Here is a 25,793-nt window from a genome sequence, read left to right on the forward strand (position 1 = left end):
GAGTGTCGTCCGCATGACGACGACACAGCCGACCCGCCCCCCGCTGGGCGCCCTGCCGCCCCGCGAGCATCTGCGCCTCGGCCAGACCGAGACGGTCCTCGACGTCGTGATCCCCGTCTACAACGAGGAGACCGACCTTGAACCCTGCGTGCGGCGGCTGCGCGAGCATCTCGTCCGCACCTTCCCGTACGGCTTCCGGATCACCATCGCCGACAACGCGAGCACCGACCGCACCCCCGAGGTCGCGGCCCGGCTCGACGACGCGCTCGACGAGGTCACCGCCGTACGGCTGGAGCAGAAGGGGCGCGGCCGCGCGCTGCGCACCGTGTGGACGCTGTCCGAGGCGCCGGTGCTGGCCTATATGGACGTCGATCTGTCCACGGACCTCAATGCCCTGCTTCCGCTGGTCGCGCCGCTGATATCCGGCCACTCCGATCTGGCGATCGGCTCGCGGCTCAGCCGTAGCGCGCGGGTCGTGCGCGGACCGAAGCGGGAGTTCATCTCGCGGACGTACAACCTCATCCTGCGCGGCTCGCTGGCGGCGCGGTTCTCCGATGCGCAGTGCGGGTTCAAGGCCGTGCGGGGCGATGTCGCCGAGCGGCTGCTGCCGATGGTGGAGGACACCGGCTGGTTCTTCGACACCGAGATGCTGGTGCTCGCGGAGCGGGCCGGGCTGCGGATCCATGAGGTGCCGGTGGACTGGGTCGACGACCCCGACAGCACCGTCCACCTCGTACGGACGGCCGCCGATGACCTCAAGGGCGTGTGGCGGGTGGGGCGGGCGCTGGCCACCGGGCGGCTGCCGCTGGACCGGCTCGTGCGGCCGTTCGGCGACGACCCCCGCGACCGCGAGCTGACCGGAGTGCCCGGCGGACTGGCCCGTCAGCTGGTCGGCTTCTGTGTGGTCGGGGCGCTCAGCACCCTGCTCTATCTGGGGCTCTACTCCCTCTTCCGGCTCGCCCTCGGGCCCCAACTGTCCAATGCGGCCGCCCTGTTGGTGTCCGCCCTCGGTAATACCGCCGCCAACCGGAGGCTCACCTTCGGGGTACGGGGACGGGACCGGGCGATGCGCCACCAGGCCCAGGGGCTGGTCGTCTTCGCCATCGGGCTGGCCCTGACCAGCGGCTCCCTCGCCGCCCTCGACACCGCCACCGGGAACCCCTCGCACGGCACCGAACTCGCCGTCCTGGTGGCCGCCAACCTCGCGGCGACCGTGCTGCGGTTCCTGCTCTTCCGGGCGTGGGTGTTCCCGGAACGCGAGCGGGAGCGGCGCGCCGAGTCCCTGGAGGCCCACCCGCCCGCCCCGCCCGCCCCGCCCGCCCCGCACCACCGGAACGACCGCGACGACCGCGACGACCGCGACGACCATGACGACCGTGACGACCGTGACGACCTGACCAGGAGCGCTCGATGACCCCGCACCAGCCCGCCGACCCGGAGGCCACGGCCGCCCAGTCGCCGCCCCCGCTCACCCCACCGGAGGGCGCACCGGCACCACCCGCCGACGGCGCTCCGGCCGGTCCCGAGGCACCGGCCGGGCCGCCGGACCCCCGCTGGGCGCGCCCCGTCCTGCTCGCGCTCCTGCTGGTCACCGCCGTGCTCTACCTGTGGAACCTGAGCGCCAACGACTACGCCAACCAGTTCTACTCGGCCGCCGTACAGGCCGGCAGCGAGAGCTGGAAGGCCTTCTTCTTCGGCTCCTCCGACGCGGCCAACTCCATCACCGTCGACAAGCCGCCGGCCGCCCTGTGGCCGATGGCGCTGTCCGTACGGCTCTTCGGGCTCAGCTCCTGGGCGATCCTGGTGCCCGAGGCGCTGATGGGCGTCGCGACGGTCGGCGTGCTGTACGGGGCCGTGCGGCGGCGGTTCGGCGCGGCGGCCGGGCTGCTGGCGGGCGGGGTGCTGGCGCTGACGCCGGTCGCGGCGCTGATGTTCCGCTTCAACAATCCCGATGCGCTGCTGTGCCTGCTGATGGTGTGCGCCGTCGCGGCGGTGCTGCGCGCCCTGGAGGACGGCCGGACGAAGTGGCTGGTGCTGGCCGGGCTGTGCTTCGGGCTGGGGTTCCTCACCAAGACACTGCAGGCGTGGCTGATCCTGCCGGCGCTGGCCGTGGTCTATGCGTGCTGTGCGCCGGTCGCGCTGCGCCGCCGGTTCGGGCAGCTGCTGCTCGGCGGGCTGGCGATGGTGGTTTCCGGCGGCTGGTGGGTGGCGCTGGTCGAGCTGTGGCCGGCGTCCTCGCGGCCGTACATCGGCGGGTCGCAGCACAACAGCTTCCTGGAACTGACCTTCGGCTACAACGGCTTCGGGCGGATCAGCGGCAATGAGACGGGCAGCGTCGGCGGGGGCGGCCGTCCCGGTGGCGGCGGCGGTGGCTGGGGCGAGACCGGTATCACCCGTCTCTTCTCGTCCGATATGGGCGGCCAGATCGCCTGGCTGCTGCCCGCCGCGCTGATCCTGCTGGTCGCGGCCGTGTGCGTGCTGTGGCGGGCGCGGCGCGCGGAGGCCGCCGAACAGGCCGGTCAGCGGGCGGAGTTCCTGGTCTGGGGCGGTGCGCTGCTGATGACCTTCGCGGTCTTCAGCTTCATGTCCGGCATCTTCCACCAGTACTACAACATCGCGCTGGCGCCCTATATCGCGGCGCTGGTCGGCATGGGGGCCGTGCTGCTGTGGCGGCGCGGCGGGCTGGCGGCCTCCCTCGTCCTCGCCGGAACGACCGCGGTGACCGCCGTGTGGTCGTACGTCCTGCTCGACCGCTCGGCCAACTGGCTGCCGTGGCTGCGCTGGACGGTGCTGGTGCTCGGGCTGCTGGCGGCGGTGGGCCTGCTGCCGGCGCTCCGGAGCCGAGCGACGGCGGCCCCTGGTACGTCCTCCCTTCCGTCCTCCTCTCCGTCCTCCCCTCCGTCCTCCGCCACGTCCCCGCGTGCGCGTCTCGCCGCGCTCGCGGCCGGGCTCGCCGTGGTGACCGCGCTGGCCGGGCCGTTCGCGTACGTCCTCGACACGGTCAACACGGCCAAGGGCGGCTCGATCATCACGGCCGGGCCCCAGGTCCGGGGTTCCTTCGGCGGGCCGGGCGGCCGGTTCCCGGGCGGGATGCGCTACGCCGGCCTGTGGCGTGGCGGCAACGTCCCGGGCGCGCCCCAAGGCGGACCCCAGGCCGGACCGCAGGGCCAGGCCCCCGGCCGGCAGCAGCAGGGGCGTCGGCAGGGCTTCCCCGGCACCGGCAAGGCCGGGAACGGCCGGATGGGCGGCTGGCCGGGCGGCGGGAAGGCCGGCGGCAAGGCCGGCCGGATGGGCGGCATGGGCGGCCTGCTCAACGGCGCCAAGGTGAGCGCCGAGGCCAAGGCGATGCTCACCGGCAACGCGGACCACTACACCTGGGCCGCCGCGGCCATCGGCTCCCAGAACGCCGCCGGCTACCAACTCGCCACCCAGAAGCCGGTGATGTCCATCGGCGGCTTCAACGGCAGCGACCCGTCGCCGACCCTCGCCCAGTTCAAGAAGTACGTCACGGACGGGAAGATCCACTACTTCATCGGCGGTGGTGGCTTCGGAGGCCGCGGCGGCCCCGGCGGCGGCCCCCGTGGCAAGGGAGGCTCGTCCGAGATCACTTCCTGGGTCGAGAAGACCTTCAAGAAGGTCACCGTCGGCAACGCCACCTTCTATGACCTGACGAAGCGGCGCTGACCTGGCGAAGAGACGCTGAGGGGCCGTACGGCCGCCCTCGACGCGAAGCCCCCCGCGGGCCAGGGCCGAAGGCCGTGCCGCGCGATCGGGCCCGCACCCGCACCCGGAAGGCCGGTATCTCCCCTGAGATACCGGCCCTTCGGCTTCTCTGTCGGACCGCCCGCTGCCGGGCTCAGCCGCCGTCGAGGCCGTCGATCAGGCGGTTGAGGAACCGGGTGAAGGTGGCTTCGGGGATGAGGGGGCGTCCGGGGGCGGCGAGGGCTTCGGGGGAACGGCTGACCGGCCGGACCCGACGACCCGGCTGACGCCTCGGCGACCAGCGGCGCGGCCAGGGAGGTCTGCGGATCCTCCCGGTGTGCGCGGTCGTCGCCGAGGTGCACGAGGGCGTCCGGCGCGGAGGCGGCCGTGATCGATCCCGGCTCCGGCCACGGCTCCGTCGATCCCCGGGGCCGGATCCCGGGCCCGGCCGGAAAAACAAATGTACGACGTATAGGAAAGTTGTACGGTGTATATCTCGTCCCCGCTCACACCGCACAGGGAGCCCCTATGCCCTCCGTGGCCTCCGGCGCCACCTCCGCCGCCACGCCCCTCCCGCCACCGGGCCGCAACGCCGCCCGCTGGCTGATACTCGGGGTCATCTGCCTCGCCCAGCTCACCGTCGTCCTCGACAACACCGTGCTGAACGTCGCCATCCCCTCGCTCACCAAGGAGCTGGGCGCGACCACCGCCGACGTCCAGTGGACGATCAGCGCCTACTCGCTCGTCCAGTCCGGCCTGCTGCTCACCGCCGGCAATGCCGCCGACCGCTACGGCCGCAAGAAGATGCTCGCCGTCGGCCTGGCGCTGTTCGGCATCGCCTCGCTCGGCGCCACGCTGTCCCAGTCGCCCGGACAGCTGATCGCCGCCCGCGCCGCCATGGGCATCGGCGGTGCGCTCCTGATGACCACCACCCTCGCCGTCGTCATGCAGATCTTCGACGACGAGGAGCGCCCCAAGGCCATCGGCATCTGGGGCTCGATCAACTCCCTCGGCTTCGCCGCCGGCCCGCTGATCGGCGGCGGGCTCCTCGACCACTTCTGGTGGGGCTCGCTCTTCCTGGTCAACATCCCCGTGGCGCTGGTCTCGCTCGCGGCCGTACTGGCCCTCGTTCCCGAGTCCAAGAACCGCGTCGGCGACCGGCCCGACGTCGTCGGCGCGCTGCTGTCCATGGTCGGCATGGTCGGCGTCGTCTACGCGATCATCACCGGCCCGGCGTCCGGCTGGTTCTCGGCCCAGGTCCTGCTCTCCGCCGCCGTCGGCATCGTCGGCCTGGCCGCCTTCGCCCTCTGGGAGCTGCGCGTCCCGCACCCCATGCTGGACATGCACTTCTTCCAGGACCGCCGCTTCATCGGCGCCGTCTCCGGCGGCATCCTCGTCGCCTTCGGCATGGGCGGCTCCCTCTTCCTGCTCACTCAGCACCTCCAACTGGTCCTGGGCTACGGCCCGTTGGAGGGCGGACTGCGGATGGCGCCGCTCGCCGTCACCATCATCCTGATCAACTTCACCGGCCTGGGCGTCCGTCTGCTGCCCAAGCTCGGCACCCCCGGCATGATCGTCTCCGGGATGTCGCTGCTCGCCGTCGGCCTCGCCGCCATCTCGCTGCTCGGCGGGCACAGCTACGGCGGCATGCTGACCGGCCTGATCGTGATGGGCGTCGGCGCCGCGCTCGCCATGCCCGCCATGGCCAACGCCGTCATGTCCGCCATCCCGCCCGCCAAGGCCGGCGTCGGCGCGGGCGTCAACGGCACGCTGATGGAATTCGGCCAGGGCCTCGGCGTCGCCGCCCTCGGCGCGGTCCTCAGCTCCCGCTTCGTGGCGCTGCTCCCGGTGGTCGCCGCGGGCGCCGGCTCGCTCCCCGCCGCGCTCGCCCGGACTCATACGGACACCGAACGGGCCGCCGTCCAGGACGCCTTCGCCACCGGCATCCACACCAGCCAGCTGGTCGGCGCCGCCGCGGTGTTCGTCGGCGGACTGCTCGCCGCGCTGCTCCTGCGCCGCGCGGAACGCACCGGTCAGGACGCCGGTCAGGAGGCCGACGGGGCATCGGTGCCGGGACCGTCCGCCGCACCGGCGGAATAGCATCGGCGGTGTACGGGACCGCGCACGACGAGCAGGGAGGGGCGCCATGGCAGCGACGGACGGCCGCGCCAGGAAGCGACCGACACAACCGGCGCGGCCGAACAGCGTCTGGCTGACCGAACGCCCCCCGCTGAAACGCAAGGCGGACCAGCCGGCCGGACTCGACCTCGACAAGATCATCGCGGCGACGGTCCGGCTGCTGGACGCCGAGGGCCTGGCGAAGTTCTCGATGCGCCGCCTCGCCGCCGAGCTGGGCGTCACCGCGATGTCCGTCTACTGGTACGTCGACACCAAGGACGAACTGCTGGAACTGGCCGTGGACGCGGTCACCGGCGAGATGGCCCTGCCCGACGAGTCGGACGCCGACGCCGACTGGCGCGACCAGCTGCGCGTCCTCGCCACCGGCTACCGCGACCTGCTGCTGCGCCACACCTGGGCGGCCCGGCTGCTCGCCGAGTTCATGAACATCGGCCCGCAGTCGATGGCCTTCGCCAACGCCACCATGAGGGTGATGCGGCGCACCGGCCTGGACCCGGACCGCGCCTCGGGCGCGCTGGCCTCCCTCTTCCACTTCGTCTACGGCTTCGCCACGATCCGCGCCACGCACGAGGCCCGCTGCCGGGCCGCGGGCATGAGCATCGACGAGTACTTCGAACAGGTCCTGACCACGCTCGCCGACCGCCCGGAGTTCACCGAGACGATGGAACTGTCCAGCCGGACCGCCTACGTCCGGGAGGGCCGGAGCGCGCTGGAGATGCTCGACCAGGACTTCACGTTCGCCCTGGAACTGCAGTTCGCAGGCATCGAGGCGATGCGGGACCGGGCCGGTCGGTGAGCCCAACGAGCACGTATCGGTGAGCGCAGAGAGCACCTAGGTGTTTCCGGTCCCCGGCCGAACCAGCCGTGCGGACGACTGGCGGACTCCCTGGATCAATGACCGCATTTATCCCTGGCGGCCCTGCGGCCATGTTCCGCGGGCCAACAGGATCGACACGCTGATCCGGGATCAGCTCGGCGACGCCATGTTCCGCGCCATCTCCCTTCCCGGCGCCAGGGCCTGATCGGTGGGGGAGTCGCCGGGGGCGTCAAGGCGTCGTTTCCTGCGCCGCCTCGGTGAGGGTGGTGCTACTTGATGGTGGTGTCGCCGAGGGAGATCAGCAGGCGGCGCAGGGTGCGCGCCAGGTCCTCGCATTCCTCGCGGTCGAAGGCTTCGAGCAGGTGAGCCGAGTCGGCGAGGTGGCCGGCCATGTAGGCGCGGGTGATCTCGTGGCCACGCTCGGTGAGGCGGATCTTCACCGAGCGCCGGTCCCCGGTGTCCCGGACCCGCTCGACCAGGCCCTTGGCCTCCATCCGGTCGATGCGGTTCGTGATCGCCCCGGACGTGACCATGGCCGCCTTGCGGAAGGCTCCGGCGGTCAGTTCGTACGGGGGCCCGGAGCGTTGCAGGGTGCTCAGGACGTCGAACTCGCCGAGTTCCAGATCCCGTTGGGCGGCGTGGGCGCGGAACTGCTTCTCCAGCACGACGCCGAGGCGCTGGAGCCGGCCGAGCACCTGCACGGGCCATAGCGCGTCGGCCAGGTCGGGGCGCTCCTGCGTCCACTGCTCGATGATGCCGTCCACGGCATCGGCACCCGCCCCGTCATTCGCTTCGTTCATGACCGTCTCCTCCGCGCGTCGGGCCCCCAGGGTATCTCAACGTTGAATCACTTGACGTTGAACTAGTCGCGATGCTTTTATCTCAACGTTGAAACTCTCAACCTTGAACGGACGGAGTCCCCATGTCCACGCCCTTCCTCGCCCTTGACGCCGCCGCCCAGGACCTCCTCTTCCGTGAGGCCCGCACCGCCAACACGTTCACCGACGAGCCGGTGACCGACGAGCATGTCCAGGCGATCTACGACCTGGTCAAGTACGGCCCGACCGCCTACAACCAGTCGCCGCTGCGCGTCGTCCTGGTCCGTTCCCCCGAGGCCCGCGAGCGTCTGATCGCGCACATGGCCGAGGGCAACCAGGCCAAGACCGCCGGGGCCCCACTGGTCGCGATCCTGGCAGCGGACAACGAGTTCCACGAGGAACTCCCGTCCCTGCTGCCGCACTTCCCGCAGGCCAAGGACGTGTTCTTCGCGGAGCGCCCGGTCCGCGAGCAGTCCGCCCTGCTGAACGCCGCCCTCCAGGCCGCCTACTTCATCGTGGGCGTCCGCGCCGCCGGTCTGGCCGCCGGCCCGATGACCGGCCTCGACTTCGCGGGCGTCCAGAAGGAGTTCCTCGACGACGACCACACCCCGCTCATGGTCGTCAACATCGGCAGGCCCGGCGAGAACGCCTGGTACCCCCGCTCCCCGCGCCTGGCCTACGACGAGGCCGTCACCACCGTCTGAGCCCAGGACGTCACCGTCCGGGCCGACCCGCTCCGCCTCCCTCACCGTCCACCGCTGCCTGCACGACCAAACCGGGGGTCATCGTGTCCACCGCAGTCTCCGCACCTCAGCTCACCACTCCCACGGCGCCTCGCCGGCCGTCCGCGCTGTGGCTGGCACTCCTCGCCGCGCCCATCGCCACCGGAGCCAACGCACCCGTCCTCATCCTTCCCGACATGGCCCGCTCGCTGGGCGTCTCCACCGCCCAGGCGACCTGGATGGTCACCGCCTTCGCCTGGGCCATGACGGTCGGAACGCCCCTGTTCGGGGCCCTCGTCCGGCACCGTGGCCTGCGGGCGACCCTCCTCACGAGCGCGGTCACCGCGCTGGCCGGTACCGCGCTCGTCGCGGTCGCGCCGTGGCTTCCCTTGACGCTCGTGGGCAGAGCCGCACAGGCGGCGGGGGGCGCGGGGCTGGTCGCCGTGGCGATGAACCTCGCCGGCACGACCCGCCGGATGGGGGCGATCACCGCCGGGTTCGGGGCGCTGGGCGCCGTCGGGCCGCTCCTCGGCTCCGCGCTCGCGGGCATGTTCACCTGGCGTGCCTCGCTCGCCCTTTCCGCCCTTGCGCTCCTCGCGGTGCCCGCCGTCTGGCGTCACACCACGCGGACCGCTCCGGAACGCACCACGGCCGCGCCGTTCGACACCGTCGGGGCCGGGCTCGTCGCGGCACTGGCATCCGCCGTGGTGCTGATCCCCATGGCTCCCTTCATGGGCGCGCTGGCCGCCGCGGCCGCGGCCCTCCCGCTCGCCCTCCACGTGCGGCGCCGTCCGGACGGTTTCGTTCCCGCCGCCGTGCTGCGCTCACGTGCGTTCGTCAGCTCCGCCCTGCTCGCCTTCACGTTCTCCACCTCCTACTTCATCCTGCTGTTCGCCCTCCCCGAACTCGCGCGGCGGCGGACGGGATGGAGCACCGAGGCCATCGGCACGGGGCAGCTGGTCGCACTCCTCACCGGCTCCGCGCTCTCCTGGCTCCTCGCCGCCACGGCAGCGCGGCTGGGCCACCGAAGGGTCCTCACCGTCCTCATCGCCCTCGGCGCGGCCGCGCCCCTCACCGCCGCCTTCACCTCCTGGGGGCCCGTGCTGCTCATCGCCGCGGCAGCGGCCGTGCTCGTCGCCAGCGGCAGCAACGCCGTCCTGTCCGTGCATGCGGCCCAGGACGCCCCGGCCGCCCAACGGCCGGCCGCGATCGGCCTTTTCGTCCTCTGCTACCAACTCGGCGGAGCACTCGGCCCGGCCCTCGCCACACTTCTCGTCCTGACCTGAGCCCTCCCGCCGGGCGACGGCCCGGGTGCCGCACCAGAACGGCACCGCGCCCCGGCCGTTCCCGGCAGCCGAGCACAGGCTCGGGGCCGGGGGCTCGGTGTCAGTCGCCGATGGCCTGGTAGAGCGTGGTCCAGAAGTCGTGCATGAGCCGTATCGAATTCGGGACGGACGCCCCGACCTGGGTGAGCAGGATGCCGGTGAGCCGGTTGGCCGGGTCGGCGTAGGTGGAGGTGCCGCTTCCGCCGTCCCAGCCGAACTGGCCGATGGGCGCGTAGTCGCCGCGGTAGGTGCGCACCGCCATCCCGAAGCCCCAGCCGCCGTGCTGCCCTTGGCCGAACGACACATGGACGTTGTCGCGGGCCAGGGCGGTCCGGGCGGCGTTCTGCTCGGGCGTGAGGCGGTCGGTGGTCATCAGCTCGACGGCGGGGCGGGACAGGATCCGTTCGCTCCCGTGCATCCCGCCGTTCAGCAGCATCCGGAAGTAGGCGTGGTAGTCGTCGGCGGTGGAGACGAGGCCGCCACCGCCGCCCTCGAACGCCGGAGGACTGCTCCACCGTCCTCCCTCGGCCTCGTCCCACACGGTGAACTCACCGGTCTGCGGGTCGGGGGCGTAGAGCGCCGGCAGCCGGTCGATCTTGTCGGCGGGCACGTGGAAGCCGGTGTCCTTCATGCCCAGCGGGTCGAAGATGCGTTCACGCAGGAACGTCCCGAACGACTGGCCCGTGACCCTGGCGACAAGCACTCCGACCAGATCGCTGCTGATCTGGTACTGCCAGCGCTCCCCGGGCTGGTGCATCAGGGGAAGCGTGCCCAGGCGGCGCATCCACTCGTCCGGCTCAGGCATCGGCTCCGGCAGATTGGGCGTGAGCCCCTGCTCGAAGACCGCGCCCATGATCGGAGTGCCAAGCACCGTCATGTCCATGCCGAGCCCGAACGTGGAGGTCAGCACGTCCCGTACGGTGATCGGCCGCCGCGCCGGCACGGTGTCGTCCAGCGGGCCGTCGATCCGCTTCAGTACCCGCCGGTCGGCGAGTTCGGGCAGCCACTCCTGTACCGGGTCATCGAGCCGCAGCCGGCACTCGTCCAGCAGGACCATCGCCGCCGCGACCGTGACCGGCTTGGACGTGGACGCCATCCGGAAGATCGTGTCCCGGCGCATCGGCGCGCCACCGTCATGGCGCATCGTCCCGACCGCTTCGACGTGCGTCTGGTCGCCCCGGCCGATCAGGGCGACGAGTCCGGGAATCTTCCCCGACTCCACGTGCCGTGCCAGCACGTCGCGGACGTTGCGCAGCCCCTTTTCGGAGAAGCCGTTGTGGTGGCCGGTGAGGTGGGAAGACATGGCTGTGTGCTCCTTGTGGGCCGTGTGGAGGGGCGGTTGGCGCGGGTGGGGTGCGCTGCCGCCGGGCGCGTCCCTGGACGGCGACGGTGCTGCGTTCGCCGTGCGGGACGCCTGCCCGGCTGCGGCGTCCATGTCGGCCAGGGCGTTCGCGAGTTCGCGTCCGCCCCGATGACCGGGTGGTGTTGCGGGTGCTGCCTCGGAGGGGGCGGGTCAGAGGCTGCGGGCGGTGATGTCGCCGTAGGGGGTGGTGGCGTGGATGTCGAGATCGGCGGTGCCGTCGTTCTTGAGGGCGTTGCTGATGCGGCCGTGGCCGGTGCCGGCGTCCAGGGCGGCGGAGACGCCGGCGGCGGCGCCGATGGTGATGTCGCCGGACTGGGTGCTGAGCTGGACCTTGCCGCCCGTGGCCTCGGTGATGAGGATGTCGCCGCGTGCGGTGCTGATCTCCGCGGGGCCGCCGAGGCGGCCGATCTCGATGTCGCCGTCGACCGCGGTGAGACGGAGGCTCGCGGTCTCGTCCAGCTTGATCCGGCGGTACGCGCCTTCGAAGGCGACGTCGCCGAGGCGGCCGACGGTCCGCAGTTCGGCGCCGGCCGACTTGGCCTCGACGCGGGAACCGGCGGGCAGCTTGACCGTCACCTCGACGGATCCGGTGGGGCCGAAGTACTGGTCCTTCATCGAGGATTCGATCCGCAGGACTCCGTCGGCGTACGCGACCGTGGTCTGCTCCGCGGCCTTCACGTCGCGGCCCTTCGAGGCGTTGGCGGGCAGGACCTCGACCACGGTGTCGGCCCGGTCCGCGGCGATGAACTGGACGCGTCCCGCGGGGATGGCCAGGACGGCGGCGATCGGGGCGGTGGTGTCGAACTTCTGCATCGTGCTCTCCCTTTGCGTTGTCCGCTCGATGTTTCCGAACGATGGAAAAGCTACGTTGCTTTCCAATGTCAGGCAACAACTTCTTTGCATGAAAACGCTATACCTGCAGGTGAGAGCGCAATAATCATTGCAACACCCTCTCGCTTAACGCAACGACGAAGCGTTGATCGTTGCAATGAATTGAAGGTGAAAGCTATGATGGAAGCGTCGAGGAACACCGAGCGGCCCCATGGAGCACCCATGGGGCACGAAAGGGGTCGTGATGCCGGGAGGCAGGCTCACCCAGGCCGAGCGTCAGCAGATCGCAATGGGGCTGGCCGACGGCCTGGCCTACGCCGAGATCGCCCGCCGTCTGGAACGTCCGACCTCCACGATCACGCGTGAGGTGACACGCAACGGCGGCCCCGCCGGCTACCGCGCCGACCTGGCCCACCGCGCCACCCAGCAGCGCACCCACCAGCGCAGGCAGGCCGCGCCCCGGGGGCCGCAGGCGTCCCCGCAGCCCTACGGACGCGACGCCGAGGCCGTGCGCGACTACCAGGAGGCCCTCACCACCGTCTACATGATCTCGGGCCTGCCCAAGATGATGGCCCGGGTGCTGGGCTGCCTCTACACCACCGACGCCGGCAGCCTCACCGCCTCCGAACTCGCCCAGCGCCTCCAGGTCAGCCCGGCGTCCATCTCCAAAGCGATCACGTTCCTGGAGAGCCAGGACCTCGTCCGCCGGGAACGCGACGAACGCCGCCGCGAGCGCTACGTCGTCGACGACGACCTCTGGTACCAGGCGATGATCCGCAGTGCCCGTGCCAACGACCAGTTCATCGAAACCGCACGCCAGGGCGTCGGCGTCCTCGGCCAAGGCACCCCGGCCGCCAACCGCCTCGAAAACGCCGCCCGCTTCCTCGACTTCGTCAGCGAGGGGCTCATCCGCGCCGCGGAACAGGGCCGCGAGGTCCTCTACACCAGGGCCGAAACGACCCCGGACGACACGGCTGCGCCAGGTTCGGACGGCGAATAACCGGTCGCAACAGCCGTCTCGTCGGCCACGGCCGGTGGCACCCGAGCCGACCCCTTGGCAAGTACCTCATCTACCTCATCTACCTCATCGCAGCTCCGTGGCGTCCCATCCGGGCCACGCCACGCCCTGCCGGTCCACATGCTCGCCGTCGGCGTGCTCTGCCCGCGCGCAGGGCCGCGGATTGCCGCTCCCCTCGGGCCGGGTCGCCCCGCACAGCCGGGGCTGCCACGGCGCTCGCGGGGGTGCCTCGTCCGTCACGTCAGCCCCCCACCATGTCGAGGGCCCAGTGCCGTTCCACGCGCACGTAGGGCCGCACGGACCCGAGCGCATCCGCGTCCGTGAACGGCGCGTCGGCCGCGGCCTCTTGGGCGTAGGGGCTCTTGTGGGTTGGCAGAAGGCTCCGACGGGGCGGCAGTTTGGGAGGGGGCACCGGGGACGGGGCTGCCGCACGGTGCCGCCCGGTCGCGGGGAACAGGCGCCCGACCCAGCGACGCAGGGCGAGGCGTACGGGAAGGGCGCGCATGTCGTCGGCGTCAGCTCCTGTCACCCGCCGTCACGGGGTGTCCGAGCCGACGGTCTTCTGGACGGGGATGCCGTCATGACGCGGATGGCGGCGCAGCAGGACGCGGTAGTCGACGGCTTCGGAGAGGTCGCGGGCGAACAGGGCGTGCGCCAGCTTGATCCTGAGTTCGTTGCATGCGGGGCAGGGGGGTTCGTTGTTGTGTGCTGGGGCGGTCATGCCAACTCCTCACTCAGTGTGGCCATTTGCTTACAAGGATGAGTCAGGAATGGGTAGCATTGGGGCTATTCGGTGACCGATCAGTGGATTGAGTAGCGGGGCATATGCGCCTCTGGCTGACCTGGGGAAACACCGACGCGCTGTACGTGACCAGAACCGTGGTCAGGGGGAGTTATGGATGGGGATGCAATCGAGGGCGAGGCGTCGGACCCGCGACGACGTTTTGCCGAGGAGTGTCGGAACGGTAGGGAGCTGTACCCGGAACGGCAGCTGAATCAGGGCCAGTTGGCCCGAATGCTCCGGACATCGAGGTCGACGGTCAGCCGTGTGGAGACATGCGCGGGCCCGATCCCGCCGGATCTGCCGCCGCTGCTGGACCAGGTGTTTGCGACGGACGGGCTGTTCAAGCGGCTGTATGAGGAGATCGTGGCGCAGTCTTTTCCGGCGCAGTACCGACGACGGGTGGCACTAGAGCGGGAGGCGATAGTCGTACGGCAGTGGTCTCCGACGGTCGTGCCCGGCCTTCTCCAGACGGCGGACTACGCCCGAACGCTGCTCCGTGGCGGGGCACCGCGAGCGAGTGAGGATGAGATCAGGGCTTCGGTCGCTGCCAGGATGGCCAGGCAGGAAATTCTGAAAGGGGATCCCTCCCCCGACGTGCACGTCGTGCTCTGCGAGTCTGTGATCCGCCGACAGGTCGGCACTCGCGACATCATGCGCGGGCAACTCGCCGCGCTGCTGACGCACGGGGCCAAAGCCGCCATCCGGATTCAGGTCCTGCCGTTGGACGCGGAGGCGCATCTGTTCATCGACGGCGGAGCCAGGTTCCTCACCGGGCCAAATCACGTGACAATCATCTGCGTTGAGGCATATCGCACGGTGGCGTTTATCGACGACCCAGAGCACGTGCGGGAAGCGATGCGTGCCTACGATGGCCTGACAGGGGAGGCTCTTTCCACCAGGGAGAGCGCACGCCTGATCACGGGACAGATGGAGGCTCTGACGTGACTACGGACTCTGTTGCTCGCAAGTGGGTGAAGTCCAGCTACAGCGGTGCCGAGAACGGCAGCGACTGCCTTGAGTGGGCCCCCGGCGCCGCGACCTCCGGCGTCGTCCCCGTACGGGATTCCAAGAACCCGGGCCCGGAGCTGCACTTCTCGTCCGGTGCCTGGGCGTCCTTCGTTCGCAGGGTTCGGCGGGACGGTGGCTCCCCCGCCGTCTGAGGCGCACTCGGGCCGGGTCCCCACCAGGGGCCCGGCCCGCGCGCATCATCGACGGCCGCGTCCGACCATCTGACTCGCGAGCTAATGGAGGCACTGTGACCACGCCCCGGCATCACCCGTGGGTGAGGTCCGGCTACAGCGGTGCCGATAACGGCAGCGACTGCCTCGAATGGGTCCCCGCAGCGGCCCCCTCCGGTGTCGTCCCCGTGCGGGACTCCAAGAACCCCAGGCCGGGGCTACGCATCTCGTCGGCCGCCTTGGCGGACTTCGTCGCCGGGGTGCGACGGGGCGACTTCACCGCCGGGCGTAGGGACCATGAGTGACAAGGTCGGACGCCGATTAGGTTTGGGGGACATATGACGTGGCGCGCTGGCCTGCAAGGGGCTCCGGGGATCTTCGGATTTCTATTTACCTTCACCGTCGTTGGGATCACCGTCTTCGCCCTGCTCCTGCTGCACGGCTCCGGGGTCTGGGCGGTCTTCGGGATGGTGGTGGCCAGTCTCGTCGCGCTGGCCGGTCTCGTTGGCTCACTCCTCTTGGCGATGTTTCTCGATGGGTTCAAGAAGAACATGCGCTAGCAGAGGGTGGTGGAGGAGTCGCCAACAGGTGTGGTGTTCAACGCCATCGCGTTAAGTCCCGCTTTGTGCGCGTAGGCATTGTCCTACGAGTTCCTTGGCGATAAGCGTCCAGGGATGAGTGGGCCCCAGTACTCTGGTCCGACCCACTACAAGCACCTCTGCATGATCGGTGGCCTCTGCATATCGACCGAGAGCAAACAGAACCGCGCTCAGATTCTCTCGGGCGTTCAACGTTAGAGGGTAATCCGGGCCATAGCTTCTCGTTAAACTCTCAAACGCTACGCGGATGTGCGGCAGAGCCTCGGTAGGTCGGCCGGCGCGGCGCAGGGCGAGCGCATAGGTCAGCTTCACTCCCAGCGTGATTGAGTGATCTTCGCCGATCTCGCGTCGGCAGTCGGCAAGCAAGGTGGCACCCGCTGCCAAATCGTCTGGCTGCACAGCTTCCCCTAGCAGGTAGCAGCGAGCCGAGAGCGTAAGTGGGTGCAAGTGGCCGAAGGCCTGAGTGCGCCCCAACGCTGCCCGCCGAATCAGCGAGGCACTTTCCGGCCCCTGGCCGAGGTTGACGAGCGGACCCGATAGCCGCAAGCACGCTTCTAAGGTTTCCGGAGCATCAGGGCCCAGCGTTCGTTCGCAGTCTTCAAGCAATTGCCGACAAAGGGTCTCGGACTCATTGAAATGCCCGAGCCGAAATTGGGTTCGCGCGACACGCAGGCGCAGCCTCAGAACCGCGACGTGGTCATTTCCCAGTCCCGCTGCTGCTAGCGCCACAGCTTCGCCGCCTAATGTGAGAGCCGACGCGTAGTCGCCAGACCTGTGGATAGCGGTGATCAAACGCAGCGCACTCTCCGCTGCGGTCTCTATCACTGATTGACTGGTCGACCAGTGGATTGTTCTCTTCAGTAAAGCGATCGCATGAGGTGCTAGCAGGCGAACGCGAGGTTCCTGCGCTCCGCGGTCGGGGACTTCGGGTAGTGCGGCGAGCAGCAAGCCAGCTGCTGTGGCGGTGAGGTGTTCTCGTTGGTCGGTGGGGGTGGTGCGGGCGACGCTGTCGAGGAGGACGCCGTGGGTGCGCAGGCAGCGGATTCCGCGGGAGACGAGTTCGGTGAGGGAGTGGTCGAGGAGTCCGCGGAGGGCTGTTTCGACGCGAGCGGCAGCGAGTTGGGGGCCGAGTTCGGCGCCGGAGAGGATCGACAGGGGCAGGGGGTCGTTGGCCCAGCAGGCGAGGAGGCGCAGGAGGTGGCCTGCTTCGGGGAGTTGTTGGGAGGTGAGGGCGTCGAGGGAGAGTTGCCAGGTGCGGGTGAGCAGGTGGCGGGAGTCGTTGCCGACGGCGGGGGCGCCCTGGTCGATGAGTTCGATGGGGTCGAGGCCGGTGCCGCTGTCGAGACAGCGGCCGTAGTCGGCGAGGGTCCAGGGGTCGATGACCTGGTGGGCGAGGAAGCCGCCGGCGAGGGTGAGCGCCAAGGGCAGCCGTCCGAGCCGGTCGGCGACCTGCGCGGCGTCTTCGACCGACCCCGCGTGCGGTGCCAAGTCCCGCAGGACGAGCGCGGCCTCTTCCCTTGGCAGCACGCCGAATTGGAGGAGTTCGGCGCCGGGCCACCAGTGGGCCGCCGCTTGCCGGGTGGTGACGACGACGGTGCCGGTGGGGCTGGTGCGCAGCCAGCCGCCGTCGCGGAGGATGGCGGGGGTGTCGGCGTTGTCGAGGACCAGCAGCCAGGGCTGGTCGGAGCGGTCGAGGTAGTGCCAGACGAGGTCGGCGGCGGGGCGCAGTCCGCTGCGGGCGCCCATCAGTTCGCCGTCGGAGGCGCCTCGGTCCGCTGCGACGGCGAGCATGCCGGCGCGTAAGGAGGCGGGGTCGGAGGCGTTGACCCACAGGCCGATGCGGCCGGCCTGGCCGGTGGCGTGCTGGAAGAGGGTGTAGGCGACGGCGGTCTTGCCGCAGCCGCCCAGGCCATGGAGGACGTAGACGCGGTTGGCGACGCCCGGTTCGACGGCGGCACGCAGGCGGTCCATCTCCCCGGCGCGGTCCCGCAGCACCACAGGCGCACGACCGACCGCGGGATGACGCACGGAGTCCGGCCCCGACCAATCCGGGCCGTGATGATGGTGTTCGGTGATGTGCTGATCACCAGAAGCCTGATAGACGCGGCCCTGGCCCTCGGCCCAGGCGTCATAGCTGCCGCTCATCCATCCCCCCAAATCCGGTCACGGAGGAATGCGGTGCGCTGCCGCGCCGCGTCCGCCGACAAGGCGCCCGAGTCGCTCCTGCCGCGTCCGCCGACGCGGCTCTCTGCGGATCCGCGAGCCTGCCCTTCCCCCAGCTGCAACTCCTTCGTTCCACACTAGTCAGCCGCCCAACTGCCCAACCGAAACTCCCGAGATGACCATGAACTAGGACTGGTCCGCCCGGTCGTGTTCGGGGCGGATGACCGGACGGAGCCCGCGGACGGCGAGGACGATCAGCAGGCCAAACGCGGCGAGGGCGGTGAGCGTGCGCATGTTGTTGAACAACTCCCAGCGCCCCAGGATCTCTGCGTGCCCGGCCGGGGCCGAGGTAACCGCCCATCGCTTGATCTGTCCGTTGATCGGCACATTGCCGAACCGGGTTATCAGGAAGGAAGCGAGGGTCAGCAGACTTGCCGCACCCGCGATCAGACGGGCGCGGCCGCCCGTCAGGACGGCGAGGGCCAGGGAGCTGAGGAACGCCGTGCCCATTGCCGCCTGCATGGTGATGCCGTTCATCTTCATCAGCTCGGCATGGAACGACAGCCGCATTCCGAGCGGTACGGCATTGAAGGTGGGGACGAGATTGGCCGCGCCGTAGCCGAACGCGCCGGCGAGGAGGCCGGTGGAGAGCAGGGCGAGTCCGTGGACGATTCTGATGCGCATGAAGGCAAGGGTTGCGGGGCATCTTCTGGAATCCAGAACTGTCTGTTATGGCCCTCGTGCGAGGTACGTGCGGTACTTGGGACTTGTCCGGCCGTTCAGGGACCGGCGCGCGGGGGCGGTCCGCGGCGTGCTGGCTCTTCGAAGGGGTCGAATGCCGGGCGCGTGGCGCCGGTCATGAGGGATGGCGGCGCGCGGCGGGCTCTTGGGCGTGGGCGCCATGACGACGGCGCGGGCCGGAACTCCAGGAGGAGTTCCGGCCCGTTTCACCTGGGGCGCCCGCCGGGGCGCCTGCGGGAGATCACTGGCGGATCAGCAGCACCGAGTTGATCGGCGTCAGGTCCTTGACGAAGTACTGGCCGGCGGCCATCCAGCCCTGGCAGTCGCCGGAGCCGTTGTAGCCGGTGCAGGTGCGTACCCAGGCGCCGCCGGTCTGGTTGTTGAAGATCATGTGGTTCCCGACCTGGTTGGACAGGTTGTGGGCGCCGTAGGAGTAGTAGGTGTTCGACGGGCGGTCGTTGTTCCAGCCGGCGTTCTGCGGGTAGATGCAGAAGGCTCCGGACGGGCAGCCGTGGACGGTGCCGGCCGCCTGGGCGGCGTTGGCGCTGGTGGCGGTGGCGGTCAGCGCGCCGGCCGCGAAGGCGAGGGCCGCGGCGGCCTTGGCGATCTTTCGCATGGTGTTCCCCCTGTTTTCGTGGTCGTGGTGCACGACGTGGCGCACGGGCCTCCTGTCGCGGATGCGGTGCGAGGGGCCGTACCCGTCGTCGCGAGAGGCAGTTTGCCCGAGTCGCCGGGGTCGCACCATCTATTCGTTCTGGACCGAAATCGGGGGCGGGGGAGCGGGGCGTGTGCTAGGGGCGGCCGTGCATGGCGGGCAGCCTCACGGCCCCTGCACGGCCCTTGCACAGCGGACTTTCTTGGCGCAGCGCCGGCGGGACGGGGCCTCGCCGGGCGGAGAGTGGTCAGCGGTTGTAGATGGGCATGATGGCTTCGCTGTCGTCGCACCACACCTCGTGGTATCCGTTCGCCTGGGCGTAGGGGAGTTCGGTCGCTTCGCACGCCGCCTTCGAGGGGTACCTCTCGGCACCGACGGGGACCCAGCCATCGCCGGGCGGCGGCGCGGCGGAGGCGGTGGTGGCGGTCAGCGGAATGGCGACCGCTGCGGCACCGACGGCGAGACCGACGCCGATGCGAGTGCGTAACGACTTCAACGACTTCAACGACTTCATGGTTGTCTCCTCGTTCGTCCTTCGCGTTCTGAGCTGGTCCGGCTCAGAGTTGTGCTCGGCTCGTGCCCAGGGAGGTGCCCGGGTGGTCAGCCGATGGGGTTGACGAAGGTGGCCGGGTGGGTGGCGGCGCGCTGGTCGACGAGCGTGCCCCAGGGCCACTTGATGGTGATCGACTTGGTCTCGTTGGGCGGGGTGATGTCCGCGAAGGCGGGCTGGTAGAAGCCCTTGTCCTCCTTGGTCATGGCGACGTTGATCGTGAAGTCGGTGCTGTCGCCGGGCTGCAGGGTGATCGAGCCGTGCTTGGCCGACGAGCGGGCCAGCGACCAGCGCTCGCCGCCGTTCTCGGACTTGAGGTCCACGCCCGCGAAGCCGCCGATCACGCAGGCGCTGCTGCCCTTGTTGGTCAGCACGACGCTGGTGGTCGTCGCGCCGGCCGCGTCCGGGTCCGGGGCCGCATCCTCGCCCGTGGCGAACACCGCCTTCAGGCCGGAGGTGTGGCAGCGCTGGGTCCCCGAGCCCGCCGTGCCACCGTTGTTGGCGGCCTGCCCGCCGCCCGACTGCTTGCCGGCCTGCTTGCCCGCGGCGCCCGCGTTGGTGTCGGGCTTGGCACCGGGGTCCGCCTTGGCGTCGGAGCCCTGGGATCCGGCGGAGGAGTCCGTGCCGCCGGACTCGGCGATGGGCTTGCTCGCCCCAGCCTGGCCCTGGCTCTGGCCCGCGGGCTTCGCGTCGGCGGCGTCCGAGCCGGAGCAGGCGGTCAGGGTGAGGCCGGCGGCTGCGGTCAGGGCCGCGACGGCAACGCGCAGGGTGCGGCGGCGAGCGGTGCGGGCAGTGGTGCTGGAGCTCATTTCGGGTCCCCCGGGGGCAGTCGGTGTCGTGATCTCCTCGGTACGTCACCCACTCTGCCCGGGGCCCCTGTCGCGCGGCTGCCGCTCCGCTAACGTCCGGCTAACACGGCTGTGAGCAGGGGAAATGACGCCAAGGAGAATCCGAAGAACCCGGCCGCGGCCGACTGTCAGTGGCCCGTTGTAGGTTCGGAGAAGCCGCGAGGGCAGGGGTGGCGTTGTGCAGTGGGGATCAGCGTTTATCAGGGGGAAAAGTGGATGTGGACGCGTGGATCGCCGAGGCCGGGAATCCGACGGCGCAGTGGCTGGAGTCCTGTTTCGGCGCGGGTTCGCTCTGGCGGCCCGAGGAGTCGGAGCTGCCGGAGCGGCTGGAGCACGAGGAGACCAGGAAGTTCCTGACCACGGTCGGCTTCCCGGCGGTCCGGATCGAATGGTTCCTGGACGCCTTCGAGTTCGACTCGTGTGAGCTCAGGGACGAGGACGGGCCGCGGGCGGAGGATCCGGACGAGCTGTTCGGGCGGCGGACGCCCGACGACGACTCACCGCCGCGGAAGTACGCCTTCCGGTTCGGTGAGTACGAGGGGTACGCGCTGATGCTGGACGGCGTGGCCGGAAGGATCGACCTCTACGACCCGAACGGCTGGGACCACGCCAGTGGTTACGCCGGAGAGGTGCACTCCTCCCTGCCGGTCCTGGCCGGGGCGCTGGGACTGGCCACGAAGTTCGCGCAGCCGCTCGCGGGACCGTGGCGGCCGGAGGCCCTCGGGCTGTTCCGGCAGGCGGTCGAGATACTCGATCCAGCGGTCGAATCCGCCTTGTGGGAGAAGGTTTTCGCCATGCTGGAGGACGAGTAGGAGAGACGAGCAGGAGCTGCGGGAGAGACGGGCCGACGGTGCGGAGACGGGCGGGCCGCCGCCAGGGGCGTGGCGGCGGCCCGCCCGAGCCGCGGGGCCGCCGCCGCGGCGCGTCGCCGGTCAGCCCATCGGCAGGCTCTCGCCCTGCACCGCCTGGATGTCCAGTTCGACCTTCAGCGTCGTCCCGATGGCCGCGATGCCGGCCGCAACGACCTGGTTGTAGTTCATCTTGAAGTCCTCGCGGCGCAGCTCGGCCGTGGCGCGGAAGGCGGCGCGGACGCCGCCCCACGGGTCGGGGCCGGTGCCGAGGTAGCTCAGGTCGAGGTCGACGGGGCGTACGACGCCGTGCAGGGAGAGGTCGCCGTGGACCGTCCAGCGGTCCGGGCCGGCCGCGGACAGGCCGGTGCTGCGGTAGGTGAGCTCGGGGTACTCCTCGACGTTCAGGAAGTCCTCGGAGCGCAGATGGCCGTCGCGCATGCCGTTGCCGGTGTCGATGGAGGCGGCCTTGATGGACGCCTCGACCACCGACTTCTCCAGGACCTCGGCGATCTCGATCCGGCCGCTGAACTCCGTGAACCGGCCGTGCACGCTGGAGATGCCCAGGTGCTGGGCGACCGCGCCCACGGTGGAGTGCATCGGGTCGATGGTCCAGGCGCCGGGCGGCGGCAGCTCGGCCCCGCCCTGGCGGGCCAGGACGACCGTGCCCACGTCCATCCGGCCGCTCGCCGTCACGATCGCGCTGGAGGCGACCGGGGCGTAGCCGACGGCGGTCACGATGACCGTGTACGGGCCGGCCGGCAGCGGCGCTTCACTGCGGACGGCGCCTTCCTCGTCGGCGGAGGCGCGCAGCACCTGCGCGCCCGTCATGTCGGTGACGGTCATTACGGCGTGCTGGACCGCCCAGCCGTCCCGCGTGCGGACCTGGGCCCGCAGTCCGGCAGCTCCCGCGCCGCTCGAAGTCATTACGTCTCCCGTTTGTTGCTCGGTACATGATCGGGCTCCGGACGGCGGCGTGCAGGCCGTCCCCTGCCTGTGCGCAGCGCCGCCGCCGGAGCCCTGGGGTCCGGTCCGGTGCGCGTCTCCGCTCAAAGCGCGCCCCGGACCGGGGCATTGAGGGGGCTACTCCCCCGGGTGGGCGAGCTCGACGTCGTAACCGTCGACCCCGCGGGCGTCGACCGCAAGGCCGGTGGCGACCGGCGGGTAGCCGCTCGCGATGACCGTGTAGTCGCCGGCATCCAGGTCGGTGAAGGCGTAGGCGCCGTCCTCCCCGGTGGTCGAGGTGGCCACGACGTTGCCCGCCGCGTCCACCAGTGTGACGCGGGCGTCGGGCAGCGGGGTGCGCTGGGCACCCGCCCGGACGACGCCCTGGACCCGTGCGCCGGAGAGCAGCTCGACCTCGATACGGGTCGTGCCCTGGCCGCCGACCTCGACCGGCAGCGCGGCGGGGCGGTAGTCGGCGGCGTTCACGGCGACGGTGAAGGTGCCGGGCGCCAGCTCGTCGAAGGCGAAGTAGCCCTCGGCGTTGGTCTTGCCGGTGGCCAGCACCTCGCCGCGGACGTCCGTGACGACGACCATCGCGCCGTTGACCGGCTGGCCGGTGACCGCGCTGCGGACCAGGCCGCCGAGGCCGCTGGTGCCGCTGAGCAGGATGTCGTAGCCGAAGGGCGTCTCGCCGACGACGACCGTGGAGGCCTGCGGCTGGTGGCCGTCGGCCGCGGCGATCAGGACGTACGACCCGGCGCCGGGGGCGTTGAGCACGTACGAGCCGTTGGCCTGGGCGACCGCGCGGCCCAGCTGGCGGCCGCTGAGCGAGATCAGCGTGACGGCCGAGCGGGGTACGGGGTTGCCCTCCGCGTTACGGACGAAGCCGTGGATGGCGGGGCCGGCCGGGGCGCCGTCGCCGCCGGCGGAGGCATACGCGGCCAGCGGCTGGGCGGCCGCCGCGACGGCGGGCTGTGCCCAGGAGGGGGTGTGTGCGTCGTCGTCCGAGGTGAGGGGCGCGCCCACCAGGGCGGGCTCGAGCTCCTCGGCCGGCGCCGCGGCGGCGGCAGGGGTGGTGGCCGGTGCGGAGGCGGCCTCGGCCTTCTCCGCGCTCTGGGACAGTCCGCCACGCGTCTTCAACGCGACCTCCTTGATGAACAGGGTGAAGAGGAAGGCGAGCAGCGCGCAGGGCGCCGCGTAGAGGAACACATCGGCGACACCGTGACCGTAGGCGCTCTCCATGACGGTGCGCAGCGGCGCCGGGAGGGCGTCCAGGTCCGGGATGCCGCCGCCGCTGTTGCCGGCGCCGTGTGCGGCGGCCTTGGCGGCCTTGGGGCCGAGTTCGGCCAGCCCGTCCTTGACGTAGTGGGTGACGCGGTTGGCGAGCACCGCACCGAGGGCCGAGACGCCCACCGCACCACCGAGGGAGCGGAAGAACGTCACGAGGGACGAGGCGGAGCCGAGGTCCTCGGGGGCGACCTGGTTCTGCGTGGCGAGGACCAGGTTCTGCATCATCATGCCGATGCCGAGACCCATCAGCGCCATGAAGATCGCGATGTGCCAGTACTCGGTGTCGTAGCGGATGGTGCCCAGCAGGCCCAGACCGGCGGTCAGCAGCACACCACCGGAGACCAGCCAGGCCTTCCAGCGGCCGGTCTTGGTGATGATCTGGCCGGAGACGGTCGAGGAGATGAACAGGCCACCGATCATCGGGATCGTCATGATGCCCGACATGGTCGGCGTCTTGCCGCGCGCCAGCTGGAAGTACTGGCTGAAGAAGACGGTGCCGGTGAACATCGCGATACCGACGAACAGCGAGGCCAGCGAGGCGAGGGTGATCGTCTTGTTGCGGAACAGCCGCAGCGGGACGATCGGCTCCTTGGCCTTGGACTCGACGAAGATGAAGACCGCGCCGAGCACCACCGCGCCGCCGACCATGGCGGCGGTCTGCCACGACATCCAGTCGTACTTGTCGCCGGCCAGCGTCACCCACACCAGCAGCAGCGAGACCGCCGCGCTGATGAAGAAGGCACCCGCCCAGTCGACCTTGACGCCCTCGCGCTTGACGACGGGCAGCTTCAGGGTCTTCTGGAGCACGATCAGGGCGATGACCGCGAACGGCACACCCACGTAGAAGCACCAGCGCCAGCCGAGCCAGCTGGTGTCGGTGATGACGCCGCCGAGCAGCGGGCCGCCGACGGTGGCGACCGCGAAGACGGCGCCGAGGTAGCCGCTGTACCGGCCGCGCTCGCGCGGCGAGATCATCGCGGCCATGACGATCTGGGCCAGGGCGGACAGACCGCCCACGCCTATGCCCTGCACCACACGGCAGGCGATCAGCATGCCGGTGTTCTGCGAGAGGCCGGCGACGACCGAACCCGCGACGTAGATGATCAGCGCGAACTGCACCAGCAGCTTCTTGCTGAAGAGGTCGGAGAGCTTGCCCCACAGCGGGGTGGTCGCGGTCATCGCCAGCAGCGCGGCGGTGACGACCCAGGTGTAGGCGCTCTGGCCGCCGTCGAGGTCATGGATGATCTCGGGCAGCGCGTTCGAGACGATCGTCGAGGACAGGATGGCGACGAACATGCCGAGCAGCAGCCCGGACAGCGCCTCCATGATCTGACGGTGCGTCATGGGGGCCCCGTCGGAGGCGCCGTGTCCGCCTCCGTGCTTGGCGTGGCCGCCCCGCACACCTGCTGGTGTGGTCGTAGCCATGTAGTTCCTTTTTCCTGTTCAGCCTGCGGGCGTACGGGTGAGGGGGTGGAAGGGTTCGTGATGGGCCCGGGTGCGGCAGTCGCCGAAGCTTGTGCGGAGCCTGGCGAGCAGCTCGACGAGGTGCCCGACGTCGGTGTCGGTCCAGTCGTCCAGATACCGGGCGAGGGTCTGTGTGTAGCGCTCGGAGAGCTCCGCGAGGACCTCTCGGCCGCTCGGGGTCAGGCGCAGCAGCCGCGACCGCTTGTCCGCCGGATCGGGCTTGCGCTCGATCCAGCCGCGCTCGCAGACGTGGGCGACGTGCCGGCTGGTCACCGACATGTCGATCGCGAGCAGCTCGGCGAGCTGGCTCATCCGCATCTCGCCGTGCCGGTCGAGGAGGGTGAGCACGCCGGCCGATGCGGGCGGGCAGTCCTGGGGCAGGATCCGCCCCATTTCGCGCTTGACGGCACCGATGGCACTGAGTTGCCTGGCCAGCTCTTCGTACTGACTCCGAGCGGCCACTGGCTCCTCCACGCTTCCTGTCTTTGTTGCTTGAGGCAACCATAGATTATGTTGGTTGCTGAAGGCAAACTTGTTTCGGGCGTCCGGGGTAAAGGGAACGAAAAGTCTGGCGCGCGGCGCCGTCACTGGCCCCGTCCGGTGGGGTAAAGGTGCAGGTCATGTGGGTTCTCGCCACGGGGGTGCCCCTGAGGGGCGCGATTCGCTAGGGTCCTTCCTCATGGCGACCAACCCCCAGAACCAGGCCGGCGGCAACTACGACCCGGCGGGCAGCACCCAGATGTTCCGCGCCTTCGTGGACGAGGGCGGCACCCCTCAGGGCCCCGAGGGCCGTCGCGCGGCGGCGCCGCAGCAGGGCGGGGGCGGGGCGCGCGTGGGCCTCATCGTGGGCGTGATCGTCGCGATTCTGGTGGTGGCGGGGGCGGCTTATCTGGCGCTGGGCTAGGAAGCCCGTCCCGCAGGCCCTGGGCGCGGACGCGTACGGGCCCACCGGGCGCCCCCACCTCGCCGAGCCCGCCCGGACTCGTCCGGCCC

Annotated in this window: 25 protein-coding genes and 1 pseudogene; 13 read left to right on the plus strand and 13 right to left on the minus strand. The window is 70.6% G+C overall.

The window, feature by feature from the left end:
* The first annotated feature begins 13 nt into the window (after window positions 1-13).
* Both AC5677_RS20470 and AC5677_RS20475 read left to right on the plus strand, forming a co-directional pair.
* The gene (locus AC5677_RS20470) at window positions 14-1,414 is read left to right on the plus strand and encodes a bifunctional glycosyltransferase family 2/GtrA family protein (RefSeq protein ID WP_497196455.1); all 1,401 of its coding nucleotides are present in this window, start codon (window positions 14-16) and stop codon (window positions 1,412-1,414) included.
* Window positions 1,411-3,684: a glycosyltransferase family 39 protein gene (locus AC5677_RS20475; RefSeq protein ID WP_497196456.1), complete on the plus strand. Its 2,274-nt coding sequence runs from the start codon at window positions 1,411-1,413 to the stop codon at window positions 3,682-3,684. Before AC5677_RS20470 ends, AC5677_RS20475 begins: the two co-directional genes overlap by 4 nt.
* A gap of 172 nt (window positions 3,685-3,856) precedes the next feature.
* Here AC5677_RS20475 and AC5677_RS20480 read toward each other — a convergent pair.
* Window positions 3,857-3,949, minus strand: a pseudogene (locus AC5677_RS20480) (TetR/AcrR family transcriptional regulator); the annotation flags it as partial.
* Window positions 3,950-4,230: 281 nt separating this feature from the next.
* Here AC5677_RS20480 and AC5677_RS20485 point away from each other — a divergent pair.
* Complete coding sequence (locus AC5677_RS20485) at window positions 4,231-5,802, plus strand: MFS transporter (protein WP_497196457.1); 1,572 nt, start codon at window positions 4,231-4,233, stop codon at window positions 5,800-5,802.
* Between the two features lie 46 nt (window positions 5,803-5,848).
* A complete protein-coding gene (locus tag AC5677_RS20490) occupies window positions 5,849-6,637 on the plus strand; it encodes a TetR/AcrR family transcriptional regulator (RefSeq protein WP_497196458.1) in 789 nt (262 codons plus the stop codon).
* A gap of 290 nt (window positions 6,638-6,927) precedes the next feature.
* Here the strand turns inward: AC5677_RS20490 and AC5677_RS20495 are convergent, their stop codons facing one another.
* A complete protein-coding gene (locus tag AC5677_RS20495; RefSeq protein WP_497196459.1) occupies window positions 6,928-7,458 on the minus strand; it encodes a MarR family winged helix-turn-helix transcriptional regulator in 531 nt (176 codons plus the stop codon).
* Window positions 7,459-7,580: 122 nt separating this feature from the next.
* On the opposite strand from AC5677_RS20495, the gene AC5677_RS20500 reads away from it, so the two are divergent.
* Together AC5677_RS20500 and AC5677_RS20505 are read left to right on the plus strand one after the other, a co-directional pair.
* The gene (locus tag AC5677_RS20500; RefSeq protein ID WP_497196460.1) at window positions 7,581-8,180 is read left to right on the plus strand and encodes a malonic semialdehyde reductase; all 600 of its coding nucleotides are present in this window, start codon (window positions 7,581-7,583) and stop codon (window positions 8,178-8,180) included.
* Window positions 8,181-8,263: 83 nt separating this feature from the next.
* Complete coding sequence (locus AC5677_RS20505; protein ID WP_497196461.1) at window positions 8,264-9,484, plus strand: MFS transporter; 1,221 nt, start codon at window positions 8,264-8,266, stop codon at window positions 9,482-9,484.
* Between the two features lie 100 nt (window positions 9,485-9,584).
* On the opposite strand, the gene AC5677_RS20510 is transcribed toward AC5677_RS20505, so the two are convergent.
* Window positions 9,585-10,826, minus strand: a complete 1,242-nt coding sequence (locus tag AC5677_RS20510; protein WP_497196462.1) for a serine hydrolase domain-containing protein — start codon at window positions 10,824-10,826, stop codon at window positions 9,585-9,587.
* A 210-nt stretch (window positions 10,827-11,036) separates the two neighbouring features.
* Window positions 11,037-11,699 (minus strand): DUF4097 family beta strand repeat-containing protein, encoded by a 663-nt coding sequence (locus AC5677_RS20515; protein ID WP_497196463.1) that lies wholly within the window; start codon window positions 11,697-11,699, stop codon window positions 11,037-11,039.
* Between the two features lie 262 nt (window positions 11,700-11,961).
* Here AC5677_RS20515 and AC5677_RS20520 point away from each other — a divergent pair, with 262 nt between their 5' ends.
* Entirely contained in the window at window positions 11,962-12,717 is a 756-nt protein-coding gene (locus AC5677_RS20520) for a GbsR/MarR family transcriptional regulator (RefSeq protein ID WP_497196464.1), read from the plus strand.
* Window positions 12,718-13,270: 553 nt separating this feature from the next.
* Here AC5677_RS20520 and AC5677_RS20525 read toward each other — a convergent pair.
* Window positions 13,271-13,456, minus strand: coding sequence for a hypothetical protein (locus AC5677_RS20525; RefSeq protein WP_497196465.1), 186 nt, complete (start codon window positions 13,454-13,456; stop codon window positions 13,271-13,273).
* Window positions 13,457-13,630: 174 nt separating this feature from the next.
* On the opposite strand from AC5677_RS20525, the gene AC5677_RS20530 reads away from it, so the two are divergent.
* From AC5677_RS20530 to AC5677_RS20545, 4 genes are all read left to right on the plus strand, one after another.
* On the plus strand, window positions 13,631-14,464 hold the full coding sequence (locus AC5677_RS20530) for a helix-turn-helix domain-containing protein (protein ID WP_497196466.1): 834 nt from the start codon (window positions 13,631-13,633) through the stop codon (window positions 14,462-14,464).
* Entirely contained in the window at window positions 14,461-14,679 is a 219-nt protein-coding gene (locus AC5677_RS20535) for a DUF397 domain-containing protein (protein WP_497196467.1), read from the plus strand. Before AC5677_RS20530 ends, AC5677_RS20535 begins: the two co-directional genes overlap by 4 nt.
* 95 nt (window positions 14,680-14,774) lie before the next feature.
* On the plus strand, window positions 14,775-15,002 hold the full coding sequence (locus AC5677_RS20540; protein WP_497196468.1) for a DUF397 domain-containing protein: 228 nt from the start codon (window positions 14,775-14,777) through the stop codon (window positions 15,000-15,002).
* A gap of 33 nt (window positions 15,003-15,035) precedes the next feature.
* The gene (locus tag AC5677_RS20545; protein WP_497196469.1) at window positions 15,036-15,257 is read left to right on the plus strand and encodes a hypothetical protein; all 222 of its coding nucleotides are present in this window, start codon (window positions 15,036-15,038) and stop codon (window positions 15,255-15,257) included.
* A 51-nt stretch (window positions 15,258-15,308) separates the two neighbouring features.
* Here the strand turns inward: AC5677_RS20545 and AC5677_RS20550 are convergent, their stop codons facing one another.
* From AC5677_RS20550 to AC5677_RS20570, 5 genes are all read right to left on the minus strand, one after another.
* On the minus strand, window positions 15,309-17,441 hold the full coding sequence (locus AC5677_RS20550) for a tetratricopeptide repeat protein (RefSeq protein WP_497196470.1): 2,133 nt from the start codon (window positions 17,439-17,441) through the stop codon (window positions 15,309-15,311).
* A 204-nt stretch (window positions 17,442-17,645) separates the two neighbouring features.
* A complete protein-coding gene (locus AC5677_RS20555; RefSeq protein WP_497196471.1) occupies window positions 17,646-18,143 on the minus strand; it encodes an anthrone oxygenase family protein in 498 nt (165 codons plus the stop codon).
* 298 nt (window positions 18,144-18,441) lie between these two features.
* On the minus strand, window positions 18,442-18,816 hold the full coding sequence (locus AC5677_RS20560) for a hypothetical protein (protein WP_497196472.1): 375 nt from the start codon (window positions 18,814-18,816) through the stop codon (window positions 18,442-18,444).
* 286 nt (window positions 18,817-19,102) lie between these two features.
* On the minus strand, window positions 19,103-19,369 hold the full coding sequence (locus AC5677_RS20565) for a hypothetical protein (protein WP_497196473.1): 267 nt from the start codon (window positions 19,367-19,369) through the stop codon (window positions 19,103-19,105).
* Window positions 19,370-19,455: 86 nt separating this feature from the next.
* Window positions 19,456-20,214, minus strand: coding sequence for a DUF4232 domain-containing protein (locus tag AC5677_RS20570; protein ID WP_497196474.1), 759 nt, complete (start codon window positions 20,212-20,214; stop codon window positions 19,456-19,458).
* Window positions 20,215-20,465: 251 nt separating this feature from the next.
* On the opposite strand from AC5677_RS20570, the gene AC5677_RS20575 reads away from it, so the two are divergent.
* Window positions 20,466-21,065, plus strand: a complete 600-nt coding sequence (locus AC5677_RS20575) for an SUKH-4 family immunity protein (RefSeq protein ID WP_497196475.1) — start codon at window positions 20,466-20,468, stop codon at window positions 21,063-21,065.
* A 120-nt stretch (window positions 21,066-21,185) separates the two neighbouring features.
* Here the strand turns inward: AC5677_RS20575 and AC5677_RS20580 are convergent, their stop codons facing one another.
* The 3 genes from AC5677_RS20580 to AC5677_RS20590 all read right to left on the minus strand — a co-directional run bounded on the left by AC5677_RS20580 (window position 21,186) and on the right by AC5677_RS20590 (window position 25,262).
* Window positions 21,186-22,028 (minus strand): YceI family protein, encoded by an 843-nt coding sequence (locus AC5677_RS20580; protein ID WP_497196476.1) that lies wholly within the window; start codon window positions 22,026-22,028, stop codon window positions 21,186-21,188.
* A 156-nt stretch (window positions 22,029-22,184) separates the two neighbouring features.
* A complete protein-coding gene (locus AC5677_RS20585) occupies window positions 22,185-24,680 on the minus strand; it encodes an MFS transporter (RefSeq protein ID WP_497196700.1) in 2,496 nt (831 codons plus the stop codon).
* A 99-nt stretch (window positions 24,681-24,779) separates the two neighbouring features.
* Window positions 24,780-25,262: a MarR family winged helix-turn-helix transcriptional regulator gene (locus AC5677_RS20590; protein WP_497189387.1), complete on the minus strand. Its 483-nt coding sequence runs from the start codon at window positions 25,260-25,262 to the stop codon at window positions 24,780-24,782.
* 217 nt (window positions 25,263-25,479) lie between these two features.
* Between AC5677_RS20590 and AC5677_RS20595 the strand changes: the two genes are divergently transcribed.
* The gene (locus tag AC5677_RS20595; RefSeq protein ID WP_497189388.1) at window positions 25,480-25,704 is read left to right on the plus strand and encodes a hypothetical protein; all 225 of its coding nucleotides are present in this window, start codon (window positions 25,480-25,482) and stop codon (window positions 25,702-25,704) included.
* The last annotated feature ends 89 nt before the right edge of the window (window positions 25,705-25,793 follow it).

The organism is Streptomyces sp. JLSY215 (genome assembly GCF_059682825.1).